Source organism: Salinimonas chungwhensis DSM 16280, from assembly GCF_000378185.1.
Classification (GTDB): Bacteria; Pseudomonadota; Gammaproteobacteria; order Enterobacterales; family Alteromonadaceae; genus Alteromonas; species Alteromonas chungwhensis.
Genome location: NZ_KB899396.1, coordinates 1 through 21901, shown reverse-complemented (window position 1 = coordinate 21901; position 21901 = coordinate 1). Strand labels below are relative to the sequence as shown.

The 21901-nt window shown below is 43.3% G+C and carries 25 protein-coding genes and 1 pseudogene; 9 read left to right on the top strand and 17 right to left on the bottom strand.

All coding sequences use genetic code 11. The features are described from left to right. Nucleotides 1-32: 32 nt before the first annotated feature. Nucleotides 33-1265: an IS110 family RNA-guided transposase gene (locus F458_RS0118450; RefSeq protein WP_018984925.1), complete on the bottom strand. Its 1233-nt coding sequence runs from the start codon at nucleotides 1263-1265 to the stop codon at nucleotides 33-35. A gap of 353 nt (nucleotides 1266-1618) precedes the next feature. Between F458_RS0118450 and F458_RS20800 the strand changes: the two genes are divergently transcribed. Continuing rightward, nucleotides 1619-1780, top strand: coding sequence for a hypothetical protein (locus F458_RS20800; protein ID WP_156824307.1), 162 nt, complete (start codon nucleotides 1619-1621; stop codon nucleotides 1778-1780). A gap of 21 nt (nucleotides 1781-1801) precedes the next feature. On the opposite strand, the gene F458_RS0118440 is transcribed toward F458_RS20800, so the two are convergent. The 13 genes from F458_RS0118440 to F458_RS0118380 form a co-directional block, all read right to left on the bottom strand. Further along, on the bottom strand, nucleotides 1802-2683 hold the full coding sequence (locus F458_RS0118440; protein WP_018984923.1) for a DNA replication terminus site-binding protein: 882 nt from the start codon (nucleotides 2681-2683) through the stop codon (nucleotides 1802-1804). A 72-nt stretch (nucleotides 2684-2755) separates the two neighbouring features. Next, nucleotides 2756-3736 (bottom strand): hypothetical protein, encoded by a 981-nt coding sequence (locus F458_RS19950; RefSeq protein WP_018984922.1) that lies wholly within the window; start codon nucleotides 3734-3736, stop codon nucleotides 2756-2758. Between the two features lie 614 nt (nucleotides 3737-4350). Beyond that, nucleotides 4351-4536 carry a hypothetical protein gene (locus F458_RS20895; protein ID WP_018984921.1) on the bottom strand — a complete coding sequence of 62 codons (186 nt, stop codon included), beginning with the start codon at nucleotides 4534-4536 and terminating at the stop codon, nucleotides 4351-4353. 134 nt (nucleotides 4537-4670) lie between these two features. Next, nucleotides 4671-5738 carry a hypothetical protein gene (locus F458_RS0118425; RefSeq protein WP_018984920.1) on the bottom strand — a complete coding sequence of 356 codons (1068 nt, stop codon included), beginning with the start codon at nucleotides 5736-5738 and terminating at the stop codon, nucleotides 4671-4673. 132 nt (nucleotides 5739-5870) lie between these two features. Further along, on the bottom strand, nucleotides 5871-6140 hold the full coding sequence (locus F458_RS0118420; RefSeq protein WP_018984919.1) for a hypothetical protein: 270 nt from the start codon (nucleotides 6138-6140) through the stop codon (nucleotides 5871-5873). 474 nt (nucleotides 6141-6614) lie between these two features. After that, nucleotides 6615-7217, bottom strand: coding sequence for a hypothetical protein (locus F458_RS0118415; protein ID WP_018984918.1), 603 nt, complete (start codon nucleotides 7215-7217; stop codon nucleotides 6615-6617). A 47-nt stretch (nucleotides 7218-7264) separates the two neighbouring features. Then, the gene (locus tag F458_RS0118410; protein ID WP_018984917.1) at nucleotides 7265-7603 is read right to left on the bottom strand and encodes a hypothetical protein; all 339 of its coding nucleotides are present in this window, start codon (nucleotides 7601-7603) and stop codon (nucleotides 7265-7267) included. A gap of 60 nt (nucleotides 7604-7663) precedes the next feature. Beyond that, the gene (locus F458_RS0118405; protein WP_156824306.1) at nucleotides 7664-8578 is read right to left on the bottom strand and encodes a nucleotidyl transferase AbiEii/AbiGii toxin family protein; all 915 of its coding nucleotides are present in this window, start codon (nucleotides 8576-8578) and stop codon (nucleotides 7664-7666) included. Beyond that, nucleotides 8556-9095: a type IV toxin-antitoxin system AbiEi family antitoxin gene (gene abiEi, locus F458_RS0118400; protein WP_018984915.1), complete on the bottom strand. Its 540-nt coding sequence runs from the start codon at nucleotides 9093-9095 to the stop codon at nucleotides 8556-8558. The genes F458_RS0118405 and abiEi overlap by 23 nt, the downstream gene beginning before the upstream one ends. Before the next feature lie 198 nt (nucleotides 9096-9293). Continuing rightward, complete coding sequence (locus F458_RS20285; RefSeq protein ID WP_156824305.1) at nucleotides 9294-9956, bottom strand: nucleotidyl transferase AbiEii/AbiGii toxin family protein; 663 nt, start codon at nucleotides 9954-9956, stop codon at nucleotides 9294-9296. 37 nt (nucleotides 9957-9993) lie between these two features. Then, nucleotides 9994-10200 carry a hypothetical protein gene (locus F458_RS0118390; protein ID WP_018984913.1) on the bottom strand — a complete coding sequence of 69 codons (207 nt, stop codon included), beginning with the start codon at nucleotides 10198-10200 and terminating at the stop codon, nucleotides 9994-9996. A gap of 73 nt (nucleotides 10201-10273) precedes the next feature. Next, complete coding sequence (locus tag F458_RS0118385) at nucleotides 10274-11023, bottom strand: RES family NAD+ phosphorylase (RefSeq protein WP_018984912.1); 750 nt, start codon at nucleotides 11021-11023, stop codon at nucleotides 10274-10276. After that, the gene (locus F458_RS0118380) at nucleotides 11020-11373 is read right to left on the bottom strand and encodes an MbcA/ParS/Xre antitoxin family protein (protein WP_018984911.1); all 354 of its coding nucleotides are present in this window, start codon (nucleotides 11371-11373) and stop codon (nucleotides 11020-11022) included. The genes F458_RS0118385 and F458_RS0118380 overlap by 4 nt, the downstream gene beginning before the upstream one ends. Nucleotides 11374-12195: 822 nt before the next feature. On the opposite strand from F458_RS0118380, the gene F458_RS0118375 reads away from it, so the two are divergent. Both F458_RS0118375 and F458_RS0118370 read left to right on the top strand, forming a co-directional pair. Further along, a complete protein-coding gene (locus F458_RS0118375; RefSeq protein ID WP_018984910.1) occupies nucleotides 12196-12669 on the top strand; it encodes a GIY-YIG nuclease family protein in 474 nt (157 codons plus the stop codon). A gap of 93 nt (nucleotides 12670-12762) precedes the next feature. Further along, a complete protein-coding gene (locus tag F458_RS0118370; protein ID WP_018984909.1) occupies nucleotides 12763-13170 on the top strand; it encodes a hypothetical protein in 408 nt (135 codons plus the stop codon). Nucleotides 13171-13224: 54 nt separating this feature from the next. On the opposite strand, the gene F458_RS0118365 is transcribed toward F458_RS0118370, so the two are convergent. Both F458_RS0118365 and F458_RS0118360 read right to left on the bottom strand, forming a co-directional pair. After that, nucleotides 13225-14490, bottom strand: a complete 1266-nt coding sequence (locus F458_RS0118365; protein ID WP_018984908.1) for a Y-family DNA polymerase — start codon at nucleotides 14488-14490, stop codon at nucleotides 13225-13227. Further along, complete coding sequence (locus F458_RS0118360) at nucleotides 14484-14891, bottom strand: LexA family protein (protein ID WP_018984907.1); 408 nt, start codon at nucleotides 14889-14891, stop codon at nucleotides 14484-14486. Before F458_RS0118360 ends, F458_RS0118365 begins: the two co-directional genes overlap by 7 nt. 190 nt (nucleotides 14892-15081) lie before the next feature. On the opposite strand from F458_RS0118360, the gene F458_RS0118355 reads away from it, so the two are divergent. Both F458_RS0118355 and F458_RS0118350 read left to right on the top strand, forming a co-directional pair. Next, a complete protein-coding gene (locus tag F458_RS0118355) occupies nucleotides 15082-15456 on the top strand; it encodes a hypothetical protein (protein ID WP_156824304.1) in 375 nt (124 codons plus the stop codon). 240 nt (nucleotides 15457-15696) lie between these two features. Next, nucleotides 15697-16632, top strand: coding sequence for a hypothetical protein (locus F458_RS0118350; protein WP_040610799.1), 936 nt, complete (start codon nucleotides 15697-15699; stop codon nucleotides 16630-16632). Nucleotides 16633-16753: 121 nt separating this feature from the next. Here the strand turns inward: F458_RS0118350 and F458_RS0118345 are convergent, their stop codons facing one another. Then, nucleotides 16754-17719, bottom strand: a complete 966-nt coding sequence (locus F458_RS0118345; RefSeq protein ID WP_018984904.1) for a S41 family peptidase — start codon at nucleotides 17717-17719, stop codon at nucleotides 16754-16756. 1000 nt (nucleotides 17720-18719) lie between these two features. Between F458_RS0118345 and F458_RS0118335 the strand changes: the two genes are divergently transcribed. The 4 genes and pseudogenes from F458_RS0118335 to F458_RS0118320 form a co-directional block, all read left to right on the top strand. Next, nucleotides 18720-19163, top strand: coding sequence for an energy transducer TonB (locus tag F458_RS0118335; RefSeq protein WP_018984902.1), 444 nt, complete (start codon nucleotides 18720-18722; stop codon nucleotides 19161-19163). 486 nt (nucleotides 19164-19649) lie between these two features. After that, nucleotides 19650-20150 carry an LURP-one-related family protein gene (locus F458_RS0118330; protein ID WP_018984901.1) on the top strand — a complete coding sequence of 167 codons (501 nt, stop codon included), beginning with the start codon at nucleotides 19650-19652 and terminating at the stop codon, nucleotides 20148-20150. Nucleotides 20151-20383: 233 nt separating this feature from the next. Then, nucleotides 20384-21583, top strand: coding sequence for a serine hydrolase domain-containing protein (locus tag F458_RS0118325; RefSeq protein ID WP_156824303.1), 1200 nt, complete (start codon nucleotides 20384-20386; stop codon nucleotides 21581-21583). A 97-nt stretch (nucleotides 21584-21680) separates the two neighbouring features. Next, nucleotides 21681-21901: pseudogene (locus F458_RS0118320) on the top strand (integrase); the annotation flags it as partial.

The window sequence follows — 21901 nt, the reverse complement described above, 5'->3', positions numbered from 1 at the left end:
GCTTAATGCCCTGAGCCACTCGTCAACCAATTTTATCCAAGTAAAGGCGAATTTCTCTCCTTTAATACTTTGAGGTACTTCGTTTCATCATATGGTGTTTTACTTTTCCAACAGCAGTACAAAACCCTTATCCACTTGAAGGCTAAGGAGCGCACTGCTCGCTGATGAGTGTTCCCTTTCTTCCGCTGCTGTTCGTAGTAAAGCTGTGCCCAGTAAGAGTAGCGGACTGTTTTCGCTGACCATTCAATAAACGTTTGACGAATAAATTTAGAACAGCCCCACCGCCAGTGTACCCAAGTCGTTTTCCCACTTCGCTCAGTTACTGGCGCAATACCCGCATATTTTTGTACCTCCTGAGCGCTTTCAAACCGCCCTCTGTCTTCCCCAAATGCAACCAATAACCTTGGGCCAAGGCATTTTCCAACTCCCGGCAGCGATTCATATATTCGCGCATCCGGCATGGTGTGGAATAGTGTTTCAATCTTCTGATCGAATGTCCTTATAGCAGCGATTATTGGACGTATTTGGTTAGCGAGAGTAATGGCAAGCAGACTGTTAGATTCGATAACCACTTCATCGTTAGTCAATGATTTCGCCTTTTTGATTGCTTCTAGGCGAGGCGCGACAAGCTTGGCAAAGCTACCTCGAGATGTGAGGAAGCGCGAAACTGTTTCAGGCTTAGCGCGTTTCAGTTTCTCCAGCGTAGGCCATCGAATAATAAACTCCATGAATAACTCAGAGTCCCTATGAGAAAACCATTCCAGTGGCTGTGGGTAATATTGGTGAAGGGTATTGATCAGACGATTCGCATATCTTTTCTTCTCATCAACCAACCGCCGACGCTCTTCGACTAAAAACGCTAGTTTGCGGATTTTGGTATCTGACATTTTTAAAGGCGTGATTTTATCTGGATAGCGAATTAATAATTCAAGCGCTATGAATGCATCCGTTGGGTCGTCTTTGGCGCAGCTAGGCGATAAAGCCCTACGATACCGACACAACATCGTCGGATTAATTGGAAACAACGTAACAAACGCATACTTCTGAAGTGCATAAACGATAGGCCCTTTTGATAGCTCCAGTGCAACTGCGATTTGCCCTTGGTGAACCTTGTGCAGTTGGACTATCCATTGCTCAATGGCTTCCGCAGAATGCTTAACTACCGCGAACTCTCTTGTACCATCAGCATATTGCAGGCAAACATCATGCTTGGCTCTCGCCCAATCCAATCCGATTAGGACGCTATAATCATTTTCTCTGGACATTTGTTACTCTCCCAACAATCGATATGTTGGATATGTCAGCCTAGCCTTTCGAAGAAAATATAGCGGCAATTACTATGCAACCCCTGAGTATTCGTTTGCGGCTAAGCGTACTCGTGACATCGAAAAAAAAGCGGTAAACATCGAATGTTTTTGTCTGATATTCGTATGAAACGAGCACATATCCCTGAAACTAAATTATGGTTTCAAAGGATGCGAGTGACTATACCTTGTCTAAAGCAGACCCCTCTTTCTCTTTGTGATAAATGATATACAATTTAGCTCTGGAGACTGGTGCGGTTCTTAATGCTTATCGTGCTCTCATTCTAATAAAGAAACAGAAAGGAGGCGGAATCGTGGATAAAAAATCAACTGACCCAGGTCCGTATAATCAAGCTGTAATATCTGACGTCCAGGAAAGATTGAGACAGCTAAAAGAGGACCCTGATTCTTTTGAAAGTTATACCTTCGATGAGCTAAGCGCATTTGTTAAAGGTTGTTTTAAAGACGATAGATAAGGAAGCGCATAGTAGAGATTGTTATGCGCCTGTACTTGCCTTATACAACCTTGGTCGCTCTACGACCAACTGCCATTTGGCACTGCTCTTGTGCGCTGGCCTTCGCGTGTAATCCTGAAGGACAGTGAAGTTTTGTTTCGCAGTGTGTCCAGCCAATAAGAAAGGCAGGCCGGCGCTGTAGCCCTTCATAATGCCATTGGCATCACGCACAGAGCACTCCGGACGTAACTTGATTGGTCTGCGCATGCTGAGCTTCTCTGAACCGCAATCAGCGATTAATTGCTGCTCCTGATCCACCAGCGCATTCCAGGATGATTTTGAATGGTTAGGAGGGATGGTGTAACGAGCGCTATTCAACTTTTCTATCCACTGCGATGCGGTATGAGTTTCAACCCGGGGGCGGCGAGACCAGTTAAAATAGAACCCTTTATGATCGCCTTCATAGGCATATATTCGGCGATAAGCCATGGTTGTGATCAGGTAGTTAAACCGGTCGTGCACTTCAAAAAACTTCTCTGCGGCATCATCATACTTTTGAACTTCGTTACGAAAGTTCTTTTTGGCCTGATTGACGCTGTCCACGGCTGCCGCCAGTTCCTCCCAGCTACAGCTTAGCGGGATAAGGCCAGGATACTTTTGGACAAAACGACGTGAAATGTCACTCTCGATAACATACATATCCTTGTAAGCGCGAATAGCCTCATTGATGGCGTATTGGCCATAAAGAGGCGTTACTGGTATCGCATCGTAATCATCAGCGATGAGTCGTGCTTCATCCTCTTTACTGATTCGGGGGAGCGAAAATATAACGGCCCCCTCCGGTTGTGCGTACTTGCGAACCAATTCACAGAGCTCGTTAAGCCCGCTTTCTATATCGGTCATGTACAACTGCAGTAAGTTCACACCTGCTCCTCGCAATCAAAAGCTGTTATTATGTACAGTATATCTTTTGACCGCGATCAGGGGAACAGTTACTTATACATCCTTTAATCGTCGCTTAGTCTCGTTTCGTGCATCCTGGATGGTGTCGTGTGCGCCACTCAATAAGGTGTCGAGGGCACACCATACCCGTCCGCTTGCATAAATTTTTCCGTTTTTGATAGCCCTGGGCGGTACCATGGCGGGCCCGAGTGAATAGACAAAATGATCCACTGTCGTATTTGGCCAGTTCGGATTGACAGTGCTTAAGTCAGTGACGACATTGTAGGAATCAATGTGGTGAACTGACAGCAGTTTTCCATGTTTACGAAAAGCGATGTAGTTGGGAGGCGACGATGGCCAGCCGTTTAAGCCTACCGGATGGAAATAAGCGCTGTCTTTTTCAACGACATCAACCCAGGTATACCCGGGTCGTAGTTCGTCGGTTGATAACACTACGCAATAAGCTTGGTTGTCGTTCGGCGGGGTCATAAGATCATATCCTTTGAGGTGTTTTTGCAGTTGGCCAAGCCAAAGCTTTTCAATTGATAAACCGCTTACTGACTTGTTTCTTTTCGCCATGCTGGCCAGGTTACCCCATGAAATGTGAGTGAGGGGGTAATCATTTACCGTGGTTGGTAGGTTTCGAGCCGCATAATCATCACTGGCTGCACTCACCGTGATCACTTTACACAGGGGTGTGCGTTCAGGATTAAAGCGTGATGCATATAGCAGCAGTTGTTTGTTGCCTGGCAGGCTCCAATGTTTCTTAGCTTCAAAAATAAGATGAAATTCTCCTACGCAGAGCAATTCTAAGTCGCTGTAGCCACCATTTTTATGGTGCGCCTGTAAAAGTATTTCAGTTCTTTCAACAATATCCGGCGTGGCCGGGCAGTTCAGTGATTCAAGCAATGTGGTCAGTAAATGGGATGACTGTAACAACGTCCATCCAAGTGCATACGATGCACTATCTTCGCTGGTACCGTTAAGGGCGAAAACGGTTGGGCAGTCTTGTTTTGATTTTGTCAGTGTTGGCAAATCTCTATTCCTTTGCGAATGTCGCCGGCGTTCCTAACTAATAAGCGAGCGGGGCATCATAAACGAATCAGCGACAGGAGGAAACGGGCCAAACCCCATTTGTTTTACGGCACCATACCTCTTAACCCTCCTGCAAAACCTACCGGCAGCTCCGCTGCCGGGCGCGCGCGCTTCGCGCCTGTCGGGCAGGGTGGCGTTTGCTCCCCTTTAAAAGAGCACGGGGTATCCCGGGGGGGTGTCAGCGAGGTTAGGTATGGTGTAAATGTGGCCGGGTAGGGAGTGCGTAAAGTAGGTCCTACGGGGTAGTGCGGCAGGGCGGATTTAAGCAGGTTTGTTCAGAGTATGTCACTAATGTTTGTCGCCAGAGTGCGGGGGTGATTTGTTGGGTTCATGTGTTAGGTTTTATAGGGTATGGTGCCGTACAATATTCTAGAAGGCTAAGGGGAAAGCCCATATATAGTGTGCAAGAAAATTCAAACGATCTTGTTGAAAAAAAGTGGTTTATTATGGCTTTTTGTTTGCAGTTTCAATGTCTTTTATCGCCACTATCGAGACAATAAAAAATGTAATAAGACCAGCAAGTCGGACTCGTAAACTTGTCGCTTCTGGTGGTGTTAAACATCCGCCCCTTGTCTATGGCGTATCGCCTCGGCTTGCTCTTTTTCTCTTTCAAGCTCAATTACGATAGCTGGAGGGATGCAGTCCATGTGCACAGGATGTTTAACCCTTCCAATGTGATAATAGGTGTAGGCGAAGATTAGCAACGCCAATAGGGCACAGGCTATTAATACAAATTCCATTTCGTATTCTTCCTCTTAGTTTGCTGGTGGACTGGTTAAATAAGGTGTGGCTTATATGGGATTATGCCACCAACAGCCCGTGCCGTCCGCTGTATTATGGTCTTGATAACAAGATTTAATCTTTGCCAAACTTTTCAAGAGAGCCAGCGTTTTAGCATAGTGTCGATTGTCCGAGCGTCCTTCCCTACGATTCGGGTGACCTCGACCTGTTGTAGTGTCTCGCAGCCGTTTTCTGATTCAGCTAACAACAGGCGGGTAAGGGCAGTCCTATCGGTAAAATACAAATAGCTTACCAATGCTTTAGCAGTTCGGTAATGGGTGGATGAATCTTTCGCCCATTGTTCAGGAGTGTTGTTGAGCAAGTCGCTGACAGGTAATAGTCGCTTCGAACGCAGCGGTGACCTCAGCACAGATGGATTATTAGCAATGTCCTCGGCCACTTCGGCAAGTCCTTCATTGAGCCACTTACTCATCTGTCCAATGTAGTGCCGGTTTATGCTATGCATGGCTTCGTGCACCGCGGTTTTTTCACCCTGTGACTCGTTTTTAACCCACACCACTGATTCATTGGTGCCGGCGCGATAAAATCCCTGAGAGTTTTTAAGAAGGCCTGTTGCAGGGCCGCGATACATTTCATAGCCGGACTTGTCCGTAAAGAGCCTGAAGTTGATAGTAAGTGGCTTCACAAGTTCGGCGGGTATCACCTGTTCAAAGAGCGTTATACTGGCATTGACCGAAGTAATGATTTTCTGTTTTAGGTTATAGCTACCCTGAAGTCCAAGAAAGTTAATGGATAAATCCTTTGCGGGTATGTTGCTTACCAGGGTTACCGGCGTACCATCATCTATTAGGCGAGGTTTGTCAGAGATATGCTGAATCCCCCGACTGTCTGTCCAGGTAAAGATTCGTTTAGATTGGGTAGCCTTACGCTTATCGAGACAGCTTGCACCGGTGAACGGTAGCTCACTGGGTACTGCTGCCACCGGCGCCAATTGCTTTGCAGGTTCAGCCAATACCAATTTTGCCGGCATAGGTTTGGTGGCCAACGAATCGATAGCGGTTATTACTGCGTCTTTTGAGCTCTGTGCAGTTTCATCCAGCCAGCCCGGCAAAGAAAACTTGTCTTGGGCATACTGAAACACCAAACATGAGTTAGTTATAACCAGCGCACAGATAATGCCGAACTTCTTTTTACTTCCCACAACTTACCGTTCCCTCGATTAAGTCAGCCTGATTTGCAAGTAGTGTAAATAAACTAACTAAGACAAACCAGTTATCAGACCCTTTTTAGGGAATAGGGTGTATAGCAATGGGATAGTTGATAATACGCAAGACTATTGTTTGGCAATCCACTCCCATTTGATCTGTTTATCCGGACGGCTAATGTCAAAATGGCCATAGTCACCGTGTCTCTTGTTTACAAGTTTTCTGAGAGCGCCCTTGATAAAGGTAGAACTTACGATGCTTATTGCAGCCGAATGTGTGATTTCATACTGACCACATGCCTCATTAGAGCAGGTTACCAACGATCTATTGTCATGATCGGTATCTGACTGTTTACTCTCAGCGTCGCAAAGAAAGCATGGCTTAATAGTGTATTCCATATAATTTCCTATACAGCTTGGGGGGACTGAAAAACATTAACTAAAACGGTCAAACCGCTTTTTTTTGTGATGTATGCCTGAGGCAAAATCCACCGCACCAGGTTATTCAATCACTGCAAGGGTGAGCATACCCTTGATAGAAAATGGCCGAAACTTAAATTAGCTCAACTATTTTACGTCGCTGAACTTCTAACCTATCTCTGAAAACTTTCCTGCAGTGCATCCGAGGGCAACGCGCGCTTTGCGCTACTTAAGCGCGGTGACTTTCGCTCCCATTAAAAAAGACATGTGTTACTTTGGGAAGGGTTCGCCGAAGTTGGGTATTGTGTAAAAGCGCTGAATTAGGCAGAGCTTTCAATAAGGCGCTTTGACGTGGCTTATTTTGCATGACTCAAAGGCCACGCCAAAATGATGATGTTCAGTTTGGAGAGTCAATGAAGTGTTGAGGTATGGTATCGCAAAGTTGTTATTTGATTAATGCGTAGTTTTACTAAGCTTTTGGTTTTTGCGAAAAACGACATTAATCAAAGAGGGTGAAATACCGTCCATGGACCTATTCTGATAAATTATTTCTTTAAATCCCGCTTTTATAGTTGCTGTTATAGTTGCACAGCATCGCGGTTCGTCGATGTACTCTGCTATATAGTTTGCGTCATCCTGAGAAAGCTTATCCTCAACAAGAAAGCTGTTATCTATCGACTGTTTATCAAGAGTACGCGCATTAAATGTTGTAGTACTTAATAGACCAAGTCCGCCATAGTTATATTCAATGCTGATTTTCTTTATGGAAATATCAAAACGATTGAGGTTCGTTGCTCTGAGCCAAATCCGACACTGTGGCAGTTCATGAAGCCATAATTCAAAGGGTTTGTTTCTCGCTCGTATATCTATATCCACCCTTTTTAAAATGCTTTCTTTTGAGCAACACGACATAATTACCAAGCTGTACAACTTAGAAAGCTGCTTGCCGATAACAGAAAACTTAATCTTGCCTGCCCAAGAAATAATACTGCCTAAAACTACCAAACCCACGCCACTGAATATCCATTCAATGTTATCTTTCAAGATCTCAATCATTGATTTTTCCTACAAGCGTGGGAAAGCCAATATTATCTTTAAAATAATCACTCATTTTCTTCATGCTTTATCAAAGCTTTGGCTAACCAATCTAATCCGAAACTTATTAAATAAATACTAACGCTAAAGACCCACCATGTGACAGGAATCGCCTTATTTTCTATTGACTCTGAAGCTGCTTTATAACATTCCTCAGCCAGGTCTTTGGGCAAACCCTGTTGGGCAATGGCCATTGCGCCATCCCATAAAGAAAAAAGCGTCAGTACTACAACTGTCACTATTGTAGCCTTATTTGCCAAATGCTCGTTATAAAACTTAGGCTTATGCCATGCTGCTATAAGGAGCATGGCTAATATACCGGTCATTATATACTTTTCTTCGAACATCTATATTTTCCCTAATATCTTTCGTTTTGACGATAGCGAAATACTGACACTGTAGTTTTGCTACATACTCATATCAGAATCATGACTATTTGATTTGCCACTGGTCAATGCTGCTTCAATAGTATCAATTTGAGAAGCTATCGTGTCACCCACGTAAGGCCAAAACTCTGTCCGGTTCAGGGTACGCTCTCGAATATCTTTAGGCACAAATCGGGACATTTCTCTTTCAAAGTCTGATTTCGTTTCAGGCGAGGCCAGAATGAAGCCGCGGTGTATCTCTAGATTATCGAGAAACTCATCTTGGGTCTTACCACGCATTTCAAGCTTCTTTTCCACCAGCGACGCTTCAATTGGCACATTCTGTTGGTTTAGCCATGCCAGGTCCCATACATCCCGGGGTTTGATCCGTCGCTCCCTAAACGCTAACGCAATAAGCTTGTCGGCAAGTATCTCTTTGGTACTTTGCACTGGGATTGGAAAACCTTCGATAGGCGAGATTACTTCATAAAAATTTTTTGCAGGACGTCGAACCTTATCAAATGAATCATAGCGGCAAATATCGATATGCATCTTCTGTGAAGGTAAATCTGGGCGCTTAGGGTTTTTAATGATGGTAACTTTCCAGGTTGACGTGTCGCCGCGGTCGATGACAGGCTCGCGCACATTCACGTCCAGCATGAATTTATTTTGTAAATTTGACTCTATATCAGCGGATAACGACGAGAAGTCCTTCGGTGAAAAATGCGCCCCCCCGGTGAAATCTAAATCTTCTGACAAACGATTGGAGCCGTGGCAAAGACGCAGTGCTGTTCCGCCGATAAAAGTCAGATGCTCCAAAAATCCTTCGTTGTGCAGAATATATAGCAATTCATGATGCACAATCTCTTTTTCTACGACATCTTCCAACCCTATCAATTGTGGGTTGTTCTCAATTGCCCGAGTGACCAAACCACTAATCATTGACGACCTCTTCATTTATCATGTCCGTATTTCTCCCGACCCGCTTTAAATCAGCAATCGCACGCTTGGCTCTGGCCCGAAAAATCCGTGTATCAGGATCATAATACACATCTTCCTCGGACAGGTTTTTGCGACTTGTGTGCGTGAACTCGATTGTCCCATATCGCGTCTCTATTTTACCACTGCGCCCTTGTGTCATAACGGTAAGGTAGCCAAAGGGGATTTGCGATATTATCCCTTGTCTAGAAAGTTCACTTTCTAAGCTGACATAGATAAATTTATCCCAGTGCAAACGAGAGGCAATGTATTCAAGCACTCCTCGTTTTGTAGGCTCATTGCCAGGCAATGCATATATGTCCCGGCAAACTTTCAATAGCCATCCCTTTGAAACACCTTTGGACAACTTCTTTCGAAAATTGTTATTTACGCTTTCTTCTGTTGCCAATCCGATATCGCGGGTCGTAAATATCCCGAAGTGACCGTTTTTAATGGCAAGATGTAGTGCAGTAGTAACCTTAAGAGCAAAGTTCATATGCACTTTTTCTCCACACAGGCGAATTTATGTATAGATAATAGCATAAATTCGCTAATTTACACATTTTCGCCTTTATGGCGAAAAAATGTGGTCATAAAAGTTTTTTTTAATGGCCGTTTTACGAAATGGGTTTTGCGTGTGATGATCATAGAGTGCAGCGGCAAGAATGGACCTAAATGATTTACAAACCGACCACTATTGTTTGATTAGTTGGTCTTTCCACAAGTTCGCGCTATTCAAAAGCTGGTTGTGAACTTGTGGTGAATATATCTGCAGTCGAGTTGAGGCAGCTAAAACTTGTTCGGGGTTAGTTATGAAGCTTTTTAACTCACAAAGTAGCTTTTGCATCGAAGTTGTACCGTAATGTCGATCTACCTCCGCCCAGACCTCTTGTGGGGGCGCCCCCCATTGATGAAACATCATCAACAGATCGATAAAGTCTGTCTTGGCTGGCGCAATCCCTCCGTCAGTAAGTGAAAGTATCTTGGTGATATAACAACTTGACCGGCCAATACACTCAGCGGGGAAGGGCGCTTTAATTGCTTTTTTTAAACGAAACCCTGTGAGATTTTTAATCTCTACCGTCAACGATGTACCGTTTATGCTTATGACCGTCCTTATCCCGTACTGGTCGCATATAACCTCACGCGCCAGCTCAAAAGGTTTAGTGGTTATTTCCCCCAGACTGGTTGTGCTGACCTGAGCTCTTACAGCTCGGAAACTTTGAGTATCTAAGCATAGAAAATCAAGATCACCCGATTCGCGGTATTGGCCCAGTTCCATTACTATCCGGGTATCACCACCAACCAAAACATGATTCATGCGCAGAAAGTCTTTGTTGAAGGTGGCCAACGCCATTGCGACGACTTCATGTCGCTTATATTTATAAGTCACATCAGTCTGCCGGTAAAAAGTGGCCGTTGCCCTGTTCTGCAATTAGCCGGTCGATAAGGACGCGCTCAGCTTCCATTAACTGGTCTTCATCCAGGTAACGCCAGCGGCTCTCATAGTAGGTGAAAGCTTCTTTGTCGCTTATTTCAGTGCGACCTTTCTGGTCCCATAATATGGCTTCCAGTTGTGGGTAGTCTGTAATCTGAATCATGCGCTGTCCAAAATAACCTTATAGCTGAGTGAACACACAATACACTCATTTATTAAGGCGCAAATTCGTTTCCTTACGCAGCTGGGTAGGGGAGCCGTCCATCAACATAAAATTGTTCAATACGAAATGTCACGGGGAATTGTCTTGGCAGAGAAAACCTCAAGATTTTGCCGTTCGGTAATGTTTCGCACTGGACTGCCGTGATGTTTTCCGGCTTTGTCGACGTGATCACTGCTGGTGTATCAATGGCCACATTTATTCCTTCACTTGCCCTGGCTGATATGAATCTGATGACCTCAGCACCAGCCTTGCGCGCTTCACCGCCTACAGCTTGCGAGTACGCATAGGACGTTTTACTTGTGAGTTCGGCGATAACGTTAGCATCCGAAGCTTCCGTCAAATCTACTAACTTTTCAGTTTCAGCATGAACAGAGAATAGCTGGTGATCAGAGTGAACCTTACCTGGGTAAGCTGTCTGCATACCATCAAAGAACACAAACCGATAAAAAGCTGATTCGGCAAGGCAGGTTTGCTCATCTTCACTTGCGTAAAAATAGCTTGCCTCGGCCCGGGTACCAAATCGTGATCCATGTTTGAGAGGTGGGTACCGGAACGGGGCTTTTATCAGGTAGTCGTACTTACCGACATCTTCTGGGTAGGGCGGCTTGAAGTCTTCAAGTATATCCTCCAATACCGCCTGTTCTTCAAGATCATCCACCAACGCGTAAGTTGCAGCTTCTTCTTGAGATTCCACCAGCCGGTATACTTTGTCCTCATACACGCGTAAACCACCACAGTGACCGATTACTTCAAGAGGCTTCAAACCTTGGCTCGCATTGCATCCAGGTACGCATTTATGTCAGCTAGGCCGGTAATACGTGTGACTAATTGCCTGGGTATACCGCGCAGATGATTGTTTGAAGTTGAGAACCAATGCTTCATTGCAGCCTTATCGCCCCCAAGGATTGCATATAACGACCGGTAAAGGCGAATAAATAGCACTTGTATCTCATGCTCTTTGCTGTTTGCACTAAATCCCTGAGAACGGGCAAGCGTTGCGCGAGTTTTGCCTATAATCGCCGCTGCCTCGGCATCGGTTAAGCCGAAGTCTTTATAAGCGCTCCTATAGGCCTTAGCAACTAACATCTGTCTGTCTACACTTTGCTTTTCCATGTTGCTCCCTTCGCAAACGAAACAATAGAGTTTGTATAATTATAGGCATGCGGCTGTTAAATTGCACGAATTTACACATCGAATGATATTCTAATGTGCCTTTTCTTGCTGGTTTTTTGCAAGATGTGCGAGTGCGGTGTCACGCTCCTACGGTACCTGCGCTCATAATTATTGTTGTTCCGCCTCCAGTTGAAGCAACTCCGTATTTCTACCTACTCGTTTTAAATCGGCAATCGCACGTGCCGCTTTGGCCCTGAAAATACGCGCAACGGAATCATAATAGTAATCGTCTTCATTGAGCTTCTTTTGCGGTTGAAATGAGTAAATTCGAACGTGCCATACCGCGTTTCTAATTTACCACTGCGTCCTTGTGTCATTACAGTAAGGTAACCGAAAGGGACTTGCGATATTATTCCTTGCCGTGAGAGTTCACTTTCAAGACTCACATAAATGAATTTGTTTCAGTGATGCTTCGAAGCAATATACTCAAGCACTCCGATTTCGGCTGGCTCATTGTCAGGAACCGAACACATATCCCGGGTCAACCTTAACAGCCACCCTGCAGCGACTCCTTTGGATAATCGCTTACGAAAATTCTCATTAGCACTTTCGCCCAGTGATAAGCTGATATCGTGGGTGCAAAATATTCCAATATGCCCATTCTTAATAGCTGTATTGAGTGTGGTTATTACTCGCAGCGCGAAACTCATTTGCCATTCTCTCAAGGGGACCTAGTTAACAGATATGGTAACATTATCATTTGCTATACACTTTTTCGCCATATAAGCGAATATATGTGCATATACTTTTCTGAGAGGATGTATGAGCTCAATTGAAAACCTAATTGAACACACCAACAACTTTTTTAATTTGCACTGGCCAGAGTCACTGAACCGTCCCCGTCCGGAATGGAAATCAGACTGGAACTGGCAGGGCTCAGTTCCTCACCATGATAAACGCGGTGTTTACTGTCTATTCGATGGCGCCGGCGACATTTTGTATCTTGGTATTGGCGCGTCAGTGGGAGGAGGGAAGCGTGTGGGCTTTGGTATATCTCGCCGGCTACTGGCCCACGTCATAACAACAGATAAAACGAAGGGGCGGGGCCATTATATACCGAAGAGAAGATGGGCTGATGTAAACTCGCTTGCTGCTATCGGCTTTCCGAACGAGTATTCATATCTGGCCCTGGCTCTTGAGGATTATCTTATTGAGAAGCTTAGCCCGCCGAGGAACAGAAGTAAAAAGAGTCGGAATAAGACACAAATTCTATCGAGTAGTGCAAAGAACGACTAACCCTGACAACTAATATTGCCAATTTCGGTCGTTTTTTGAAAATGCTGCTACTATCGACTTTGTAACTGTATGCCAACTTACAAGGAGATAGTAATGAACAGTTCAATGGAAAAACATCAATTCGATGATAATGTGCGTTTTGCTCAGATCAGCTTTTGCCTTTGGTTCATCTGCGGTCTGACGCTATATTTAACTGAACTTTTGCAAGTGGGCAAAGCTGAGTTAGGAGCTATTTTAGGGCTGTTTGTAATCGGCGCTTTCATATGCGCAAGCTGTGCTGGACGAGAGCTCAAATATAGAGGCCGAATGGCCCCCAAGTTGAACCTGCGAAGGTCATCTTCAAGGTTTTTTATTTTCAGCGTAGTCATGACACCAGTTATGTTTCTCTCATTTGGTCTGTGGACATTCGACTTTCTACAGCTGTTGGGTAATTACACTTTGTCAGTATTACTCTACCCACTGTTGAGATATGGTGTCGCGTGTATCCTGGATGAAATATAAAATCATCAGTTGTCAGCTCAAAGTCATCGCGTGATATTTGCGATGGCTTGTCCGCTAGCACATCACCCGCGGTATATCACTCCATCGAGTCGTCGCACGCTTTGACAGAAACTCACGCTTCATATCGAACTTCTGCTCTATTCCGCGGCTGGCAAACTGCAATGTATGGCGGCCGTACCGCGAGTTGATACTATCAAGCATCTTCATTAGACTGGGATCGTCTTGGCTGACGGCAAACAAATCTTGTTGCTGGTACTGGCTATCATGTAAATCCACTAGACCAACGCCGCATTTATAGTACCGGGTACCGGATTTATAAAGTTGGGGCAGGGCTGCAGAAATCGCGCCTAATATAATCCGTGTATCACAGGTGGGAACCTCAAACTGGTGATAAACGGATTTTTTGAAGTAGGGGGCGTTATCGTGGGGCGATGAGGCGGCGAATATGACCATGCCGGCGCACAAGCTGTTTTGCTCGCGCATTTTTCTGGACGCTGTTTCGCCATGCCCGCTAAGTGCATTCTTCAACTCAATATTGCAGGTTACCCGCTTGCCAAAGCTGCGCGTACTGTAAATTTCCTTTTTGGCAGGCCTGACAGTGTCCCACTGATAATAGGCTTCCCCTTTAAGCTCTCTGACGGTATTTTCCATCAAAATGGAGAAGTCCTTACGGATTTTCTTTGCCGGCTGTTCTGCCAGTTGCCAAGCGTTTTTTATACCCATGACATCGAGTCGCTTAGCCAACCTTCGACCGACACCCCACACATCGTCACACGCCATTTGGGATAGCACATGCTTTCTATCGTTGTACGTTGCAATGAGCGCGACCCCCGTCGCCCCCGGGAGCTTTTTACTGGCATGGTTAGCCGCTTTGGCCAATGTCAGTGACGGGCCGAACCCCACCCCCACCGGTAACCTAACATGGCGCCAAATGGTCTTTCGTAAATCATGACCTAATTCTTCCAGATAATCTTTTGTATATTCATCCGGAAACCGCATGAAGCACTCATCAATTGAATAAATGTGTGTTTCACCAAAGCTTTCACACGTTTCCATCATTCTTTGGCTGATATCCGCATAGAGTTCGTAGTTGCTGCTCTTTACCACGAACCCTGCTTTACGTGCCTTATCTGCGACTTGAAAATACGGCCCAAATTTACTGATGCCCAGTTCTTTACCCAACCGCTTGGCTATCGGGCACATGGCCACAATACAGCCATCGTTGTTACTGAGCACAATTACCGGCTTATTTCGGATAGTCGGGTCAAACACTTTTTCGGCTGATGCGTACATGCCAGTAGCGTCAATAAGCGCTAGCATACGAGGTGTGCCAATGGTTTATGTAATCTTATAGAGCGAATAACCACGCCCTCTATCTGAAAGTCATCCCCTTCTTTTAAGAAATAGGGGGAGATATCATCTGAGCCGGCCACCAGGCATCTGTTGCGTTTATCCACCCGCTTACAAATAAAAACACCATTTAAGTTGGCTACGCAGATACACATGTCAGTGATGGGTTCAGCCCGTGAAATAATGAGCAGGTCACCATCAAATATACCATCCCTTACCATCGAATGACCTTGCGCCATCGCGATGAACGTAGCGCTAGGCTTATCGATTAGCAATGCATCAAGGTCTAAACCCAATTCGGTGTATTCTTTGGCCGGGGATTCGAACCCAACGAGACCAGCTTGCGCCTTGATAGGAATAACTTTTAACATCGCTACCGCTATTAACTGTATTTATGTACAGTATTTTAGTTATGATAAGCGTCTATGGCAATTGCTGTATTGAGCTTGGCACCAAGATTCTACTAAGGTGATGATTTGCTATCATTTCTTTTTTTAGCCTCGACATCCGGCTTATAGAGTGAATTGAACACGGACTATCTAGACCTATGGAGGAGTGTCAGTGAATTATAGGATGCTACCTAAATTAGAGCATTGCTCAGGCGCCACTCTCAATGCATGCATTTGTGATGCTTTGAGTTATGTCTGCCGCCTGACTGAGATCCTTATAACGGAAATCGAAGCCGTCACTCAGGAAGGCTACGTTCAAGCAAAAATATCAGGCGATAACCGCATATTTGCTTACAAGGATTGTCAGGGTGATGTCATTGTGGAAATAACGAAGCTTAAAACAATTCTGATATTTGCACTTTCGAAAAAGGACAACTGGTCAATCAAAAGCATGCATACCGCGTTAATTGTGCGGACCAACTCGAAGGCGGCAGATGTTGAAATTCCAGATGTCCACAGTATTCAAATGCAAAAATTGAATGCTTGAAATCACAATAGTAGGAAATGTGAGCTCAAATTAGGTGGATTAGTCTGACGCTACCAGACACACTAACGTCAGAGATTAATCAGTTCTAAAAGTCTGTTCAGTACGTATTGCAGACATTGGGCAAAGGCTCAGATTCTATTCAAAAATATTGTTATGATGTGACTAGGGAACTAGGGGCTTACCAAACTTAACAAGCCGAAACCTCTAATGTTGGATGTAGCTAATAAAGGGACTTACATCATGAAATATACAATTCGCGTATGGGCACTCGGTGCTTACCCAGAACTCAGTATTGAAGAAGATCAATACAATAATCTCAAGCAAGCTAGGCATTGCTTATCTGCTGCTTTAGCTATTGAAGAAAAGTACGAGTTACTTCTTTCAAACTATTTGGATTTAGAAAAAGAGTGCCTGAGTATTACATCAGATTACATGGTTCGAAGTTCAACAGATTATTCAGGCTTTTTTGATACCAGGTTGGCATTTAATAGAAGAGTGGTCAATCTGCTAACTTCTACAAAATTGTATATTGATCAAATTCAGCAGCACGTTAAGGCATGTCTCCCTGATAGGTTGGATATTGGCAATGAAGTAAAAGCATTATTTTCCGCTGAGTACGATAACAATTTTGAATATCGTTTTATGGAGGCGTTGAGAAATTATGTTCAACATAGAGGTTTAGCTGTTCATTCGACATCTTTAGGTGGACAGTGGACCTCTCATGATGAAGACGGAGAGCTTGAATATAAGACCCGCCTTTTCACCCATAAAGCAGAAGTAGATAGCGATAGTGCTTTCAAAAAGCAAGTCTCAAAAGAAATGCAGGAAAAAGTCGATTTAATTCATGCAACAAGAGTGTATGTAGGTTCAATTAGCAAAATACATTGTGAAATTAGAACTTTGGTTACACCCTCCTCTCAAAATTCTAGGAATTTGATTCTAGAGTCTATAAACGCATATGAGGCTATCAATGGGAGCAAGCCCGTAGGTTTAAATGCTATTAGGTCTATTACGAAGGAACCAGTTGACGAAACGATTGAAAAATTCCCATTGTTACTTGAATGGGATGATATCCGTCTAGATCTTATAAAAAAGAACAATAGCTTAGTAAATCTCAACAAGCGGTATGTCAGTAACAGCACTAATAGCAAAGCATTACAGCGGTCAAGCCGCTGAATGCGGCGTTGACCGTCCGCTCCTTGTCTGTTGATGCCTGTCAGTGCTCACTATTAGGCTGTTCATTACGTATACCGGACATTAAATAGCCCAAGAGAATCTCTTGGGCTATTGTAATAACCTATTTGGCCCTTATTGCATCAAGTAAAGCGATATCAAACGCATCCACATATTCAACCTCAATGTCAGGATTTATACCGACCTTTTCCCAGTTCTCGTTGGAATTTGATAGTAAAGGTTTAGCCAATGAAATCCGAAAAGTAAGCTCATCGGTTATTCTTCTTACGCCGACGTAGTACCCGGCACCAGCGGTCACACTGCCAACTACTTTGGCTTTTCCATAGTCTTGTAAAACCCCTGCGAACAGTTCTGATGCGCTAGCTGTTGAATTGCTAGTTAGTAGCCAAACTGGATAATCGTTTAGGAAACGCTTGTGGACAGGTGAAGTATCAACCTTAATGACGTCTTTGTGATTTTGGTCATTTGTCTCTACTGACCAAAGCACTTTTCCACCTTCAATAAAATAGCTCAGCATATGCTGAACGAGATAAGGTGAGCCCCCAACAGTGTCCCGCATATCTATTATTAACCCGTCACTATTGCGCAGAAATGCGAAGGCAGTATCGGCTGTTTTAAGCGCTTCATCCGAAGGGTGGAACTTATTAAATTTCAGATATCCGATGTTATTGTGAACGTACTTAACTTCTTCAAAAGCATGGTTATATGAAAGTCGCCCGTTTTTTTGAGGAAGGATATGGGTTAGAGGCTCGTTAGGAGTTTGCAACATAAGGCTCAAATGAACATCACCAGAAATGTTGCGTATGTCACGTCCAATTACTTCTGCAAAATCCTTCAGTGTGGTGACTTCTTTATATGCTCCCTGCTTTAGCCGTTCGTTTATTACTGAAACTACGTAAGGAGTAGCGGCAACATCAATATAGTTTGCTGTGAATACCGCTAAAGTTTGATTTATCAATCCTGCTACATCTTTCTCGGAAAGCTTGTTAGCGCTAAGGGGGAAGGAACTAAATAAAAAAAAGCAAAAGCTGACGGCCATCAGAGACCATCGAAAATAAACATTCTTCATAATATTTCTCTTGTAGTAAAAATCTAGATTTGGATTTAAAGCGATTTTTAAAAGAGAAACTAATCCGCTATAGCAAGCTGGCGATACTGACTATTACTTTCCTTCCATTGGCTTACTCTGTAACTTGAGATAGTTAACAATTCAAACCAATGATACTTAATAGGCTCAGAATAAAAATTTGCGTCGGATTTGCGTGAGGCAAGGAATTCGCCGATTATAAGAAAGCTAATCCACAAGGGCTGTTGAAGTGGATGACGGAAAAGACTGGACTGAGGAGTTTGTACTATAAACCCTTCGGCCTCTACTTGCACATCTTCAAGCTGATATACCGATTGCTGAGAACACAATTCGATCCTATCTGCGAGGACCAAACCGGAAAAAAACACCATTGAAGTGAAAAAAACAACTGTTAGAAACTGCACGAACTCCCTTAGCATCAAACTTGTCTTCCATCACATTCCTTTGAGGATCAGCCTAATAGTCTCATAGTTTTTCTCACTATAAAAGCTCGGTGCAGGCATGTCTTCTCGCAGTGGTACTTGAGCTGAGTTATTTCGATAAACATAAATTTCATCACAAGTTAAAGCAGAAGGTCTTATCTTTGACCGTCCGTTGTTTGTCTCAAGAAGTCCCTGACGCTGTGGGGCTGAAACGTACGTAAACCGGACCTTGGTGATGTAGCGAAGAGTGAAGTCCTTTGGGTTACTCAAAAATGCTCCTTGTGATACATGCTTATAATAGGACAGATAGTGCGATATGAATCGCCACTGATTTCCTAGCCTTAACTATGAATGTGAAGCGGCTCGACGAAAATTTAGCTATGGCATTCACCAGTTGAACTCACGGCCAGTGCGGTCGTTGACTATCAGGCGATGAAAATCAGAGAAAACTAACGGTTATTTTCATGCACAATGCTTAAGCATGAATTATTTGATATTTTAGATCTAATCTGTGATTATCGAATCGGAATTTAAAACGAAAAAAATAACAAGGAATAAGTATGTTAACCCAACTAAAAGGTGTGCAAAGTAGATTCGAAAGATGCGGATTATTTCTAGCTTTCACTGTTTTGCTTGTTTTAGGGATAAGTCCTTTTCATGGTGTTAATGCCTCTACACCAGCCGAAAACGAAGCAGAGGTCTCCGTTATCAAAAGAGCAATGCCAGTTTATCCAAAGTATGCAGTAAAAAACGGTATTGAGGGCACGGTTTTATTAAGTTTTAGTATCGAAAAAGATGGCAATGTATCAGATATTAAAGTCGAAGCGTCTGACAAAGATGGATTGTTTGATGGGAATGCAATATTGGCGGTTCAAAGGTGGGTTTATACTAAACCAGTCAAAAAAATTAGAAATAATTACATAGCATTAGAATTTGCACTTACAGACGACCCTGATACTTCTTTCTTCAGCAATGTTGAAATAATACAAGTTGAAGGACACTAAATTCCAGTATCCGCTTTCTGCTATTAGCACTAAATCGAGCTTTTTTTCACTCAGCGTCGGCAAGTGGCACAAACCTGAAGTGACTAACACTAACTCAGTATGTCTGTTGTTTGTCTCACGGTGCCTCTGACGCTGTTGGGCTGCTCCGTACGTCAAGGTGACGATAAAGCTGATTAAAAATAGCCCTATTCCGGTAATAACAATTACTGCGGATAACGTTACTGAATTTTACCAGTACAAAGAAATATAAAAACGGCTTAACAGCAGCCCGAGAAAACGATATAGGTTGAAGTCACCGTGGCAGATTAAGAATGAGCATGTAAGATCAATGTCGCACTTGGAAGTTGATACTAGGTCTAATAGAAAGGTGGTATAAATATAACCTCGCGCTATTGGTATATTTTGTTGCCGATAGCTTCGAGTCAAACGAATTATTGAAGTAAAGGATTTATATCTTTTAGCATTTTGAAGTACAGGGAGCAGTATATGTCCACGATATTATCCATCAATAACAAGTTATTGAGTTTTAGAGGGCGAATGTCCATTGGTGATGAAAACGGAGAGCAGCTTTACGACGCTACTGGGCAGTTCGCGTTGTTCAATCCAACTTGGATTCTGAGAAAGCGCAACCAACAAATCGCTACAGTAAAACGTAAAATGTGGCCTTTTTGGTCTCTTATGTGGGACATTCATTCTTCTATTGGGGACTTTCAAGTGAAGCGAAAACTCTTTTCTTGGAGCCGTATCTATTACGTTATTGGTGGCAAATATGACGGCGCTATAATCGAAGGAAACTTCTGGGATCTAAAGTTCAGCGTCACTCATCAAAAAAAAACCATTGCTTCTGCGAAAGGAAAAATCTTGTCAATACGTGATACTCACTCCATTGAAGTATACGATGACGAAAGTGACAGTGAAATATTTACCACAATAATGATGGTTGTCCTCCAACTTGACAGAAGAGATGAAAGCAACAACTCAGAATGATTTAGTGTTTTATAGCTGCATTTGTGTCAATACTTAGGAAGCTTAAAGGTCTTGCACAAATCGGAAATTTTCGTGCCTTAGCTGGACAGGCAGAAATGTACGTAAACCAGCCGGTGAGATTGTCGGTAGCTTGTTTAATATTTTGTAACAATGCGTGCGCAAAACTAAATTTTAGTATCAACGTGTTTATGTTATCTTTTTAAGTCTTAATATTTTGAACGACAAAGACCAGTGTGAAATCTCGAACATTGCTATTCTCTATAATCATGCTTTTAGCTCTCAATGGATGTGCCGGGTCCAAAAATGATGCTTTCCATCAGAAAAAAAATGATTCCCAGTCTGTTTCTAATGCCGTTCAAAATGCTAAAACATTAGAAGACAAAATATTAATTAGTAAATTTTCTGACATCTCAACGCTTCTTAATGCTACCGACTTCTCAGGCAATATTATAATCGCTCATGGAGAGAAAGCGGTATTTAAAGACTTCTTCGGGTATTACAATCGCGCAAAAAGTTTAAAATACAATGAACAAACAGTATTTGATATTGGCTCATTAACAAAACAGTTTGTAGCGACGGCGATTATGAAGTTAGTGGAAGAAGGAGTAGTTTCCGAATCAGATAGATTATCGAGATTTTTTGATAGCGTGCCTAACGACAAACAGGAAATTACGGTGTTTCATCTTTTGACACATAGTTCCGGGTTTGCAACAAACTTCGAAGACAAGTCTGTTTATGGCTTGATGCCACACGAAGAACTTCATCTAAAAGCATTCCAAACAAAACTTGCATTTATTCCGGGTGAAAGGTATCAGTATTCGAACGTTGGATATAGTTTGCTTGCACGCATCATCGAAAAAGTTTCAGATGAAAATTGGGAAAACTATATTCGCGCTAATTTATTATTACCAACTCAAATGTATCAAACTGGATATCGGCTACCAAAATATAACGAAAACAATATTGCGATAAACTATGGGGCCGACCAAAACTTACTACAGAGACTTTTCAATATTGAGGCACAGAGCAAAAGTGTCGGCCATTCTTTAGAGCATGAACTGATTTCTCCGGGCGAAAGATGGTATGAAGGCGCTGGAGCGTTTCTCTCTACTCAAAACGATATGTTTCATTGGTATGTATCAATACGCAATGAAGCGCTCTTGAAGAAATCAAGTTGGACCCAAATATTCACTCCACATGTTGCTCAAAATGAATCATCGAGCTCTCATTATGGCTTTGGCTGGGTTATCACAACGAAAAACAACGAACGTCTATTTACGCATAACGGCTCAAATGGATATTCATTTGCTGAGTTTAATTACTTCCCTGAATCAGATGTCTTCGTGTTTGTATCAACAAATGATATCGATAACTACCCCGATAAAATAATGGAGCGGATTTATCGTTTTGCGATTGAATCGGTCGAAGAGTGAATCAATAATTCTATAACTCGACTGTCCGTTCCTTGTCTGAGTGCGACGGCCGATCCTACTGCCATACTTTAGTTTCCTACCAGACAGGAGACAACTCATGGCAATTCAAATCCATTCACCTTGGAACAAAGACCGCATTATTGGTCAGAAAAAGCCTCTTCAAATATCACATATATGGGGTATCAGAATTCGTTTAGAGCTTGAAGGGCGGACACGTGACCTCGCATTATTCAACCTTGGTCTCGACAGCAAACTGCGCGGCTGCGATCTCGTGAAACTAAAAGTATCAGACGTGGTATGCGGACGTTCAGTCCTAAG

Coding starts and splice junctions, on each gene's coding strand:
- F458_RS0118450 (WP_018984925.1), bottom strand. CDS start 1,265: ATGTCCAGAGAAAATGATTATAGCGTCCTAATCGGATTGGATTGGGCG.
- F458_RS20895 (WP_018984921.1), bottom strand. CDS start 4,536: ATGGAATTTGTATTAATAGCCTGTGCCCTATTGGCGTTGCTAATCTTC.
- F458_RS0118420 (WP_018984919.1), bottom strand. CDS start 6,140: ATGGAATACACTATTAAGCCATGCTTTCTTTGCGACGCTGAGAGTAAA.
- F458_RS0118415 (WP_018984918.1), bottom strand. CDS start 7,217: ATGATTGAGATCTTGAAAGATAACATTGAATGGATATTCAGTGGCGTG.
- F458_RS0118410 (WP_018984917.1), bottom strand. CDS start 7,603: ATGTTCGAAGAAAAGTATATAATGACCGGTATATTAGCCATGCTCCTT.
- F458_RS0118405 (WP_156824306.1), bottom strand. CDS start 8,578: ATGAAGAGGTCGTCAATGATTAGTGGTTTGGTCACTCGGGCAATTGAG.
- abiEi (WP_018984915.1), bottom strand. CDS start 9,095: ATGAACTTTGCTCTTAAGGTTACTACTGCACTACATCTTGCCATTAAA.
- F458_RS20285 (WP_156824305.1), bottom strand. CDS start 9,956: ATGGCGTTGGCCACCTTCAACAAAGACTTTCTGCGCATGAATCATGTT.
- F458_RS0118390 (WP_018984913.1), bottom strand. CDS start 10,200: ATGATTCAGATTACAGACTACCCACAACTGGAAGCCATATTATGGGAC.
- F458_RS0118380 (WP_018984911.1), bottom strand. CDS start 11,373: ATGGAAAAGCAAAGTGTAGACAGACAGATGTTAGTTGCTAAGGCCTAT.
- F458_RS0118375 (WP_018984910.1), top strand. CDS start 12,196: ATGAGCTCAATTGAAAACCTAATTGAACACACCAACAACTTTTTTAAT.
- F458_RS0118370 (WP_018984909.1), top strand. CDS start 12,763: ATGAACAGTTCAATGGAAAAACATCAATTCGATGATAATGTGCGTTTT.
- F458_RS0118365 (WP_018984908.1), bottom strand. CDS start 14,490: ATGCTAGCGCTTATTGACGCTACTGGCATGTACGCATCAGCCGAAAAA.
- F458_RS0118360 (WP_018984907.1), bottom strand. CDS start 14,891: ATGTTAAAAGTTATTCCTATCAAGGCGCAAGCTGGTCTCGTTGGGTTC.
- F458_RS0118350 (WP_040610799.1), top strand. CDS start 15,697: ATGAAATATACAATTCGCGTATGGGCACTCGGTGCTTACCCAGAACTC.
- F458_RS0118345 (WP_018984904.1), bottom strand. CDS start 17,719: ATGAAGAATGTTTATTTTCGATGGTCTCTGATGGCCGTCAGCTTTTGC.
- F458_RS0118335 (WP_018984902.1), top strand. CDS start 18,720: ATGTTAACCCAACTAAAAGGTGTGCAAAGTAGATTCGAAAGATGCGGA.
- F458_RS0118330 (WP_018984901.1), top strand. CDS start 19,650: ATGTCCACGATATTATCCATCAATAACAAGTTATTGAGTTTTAGAGGG.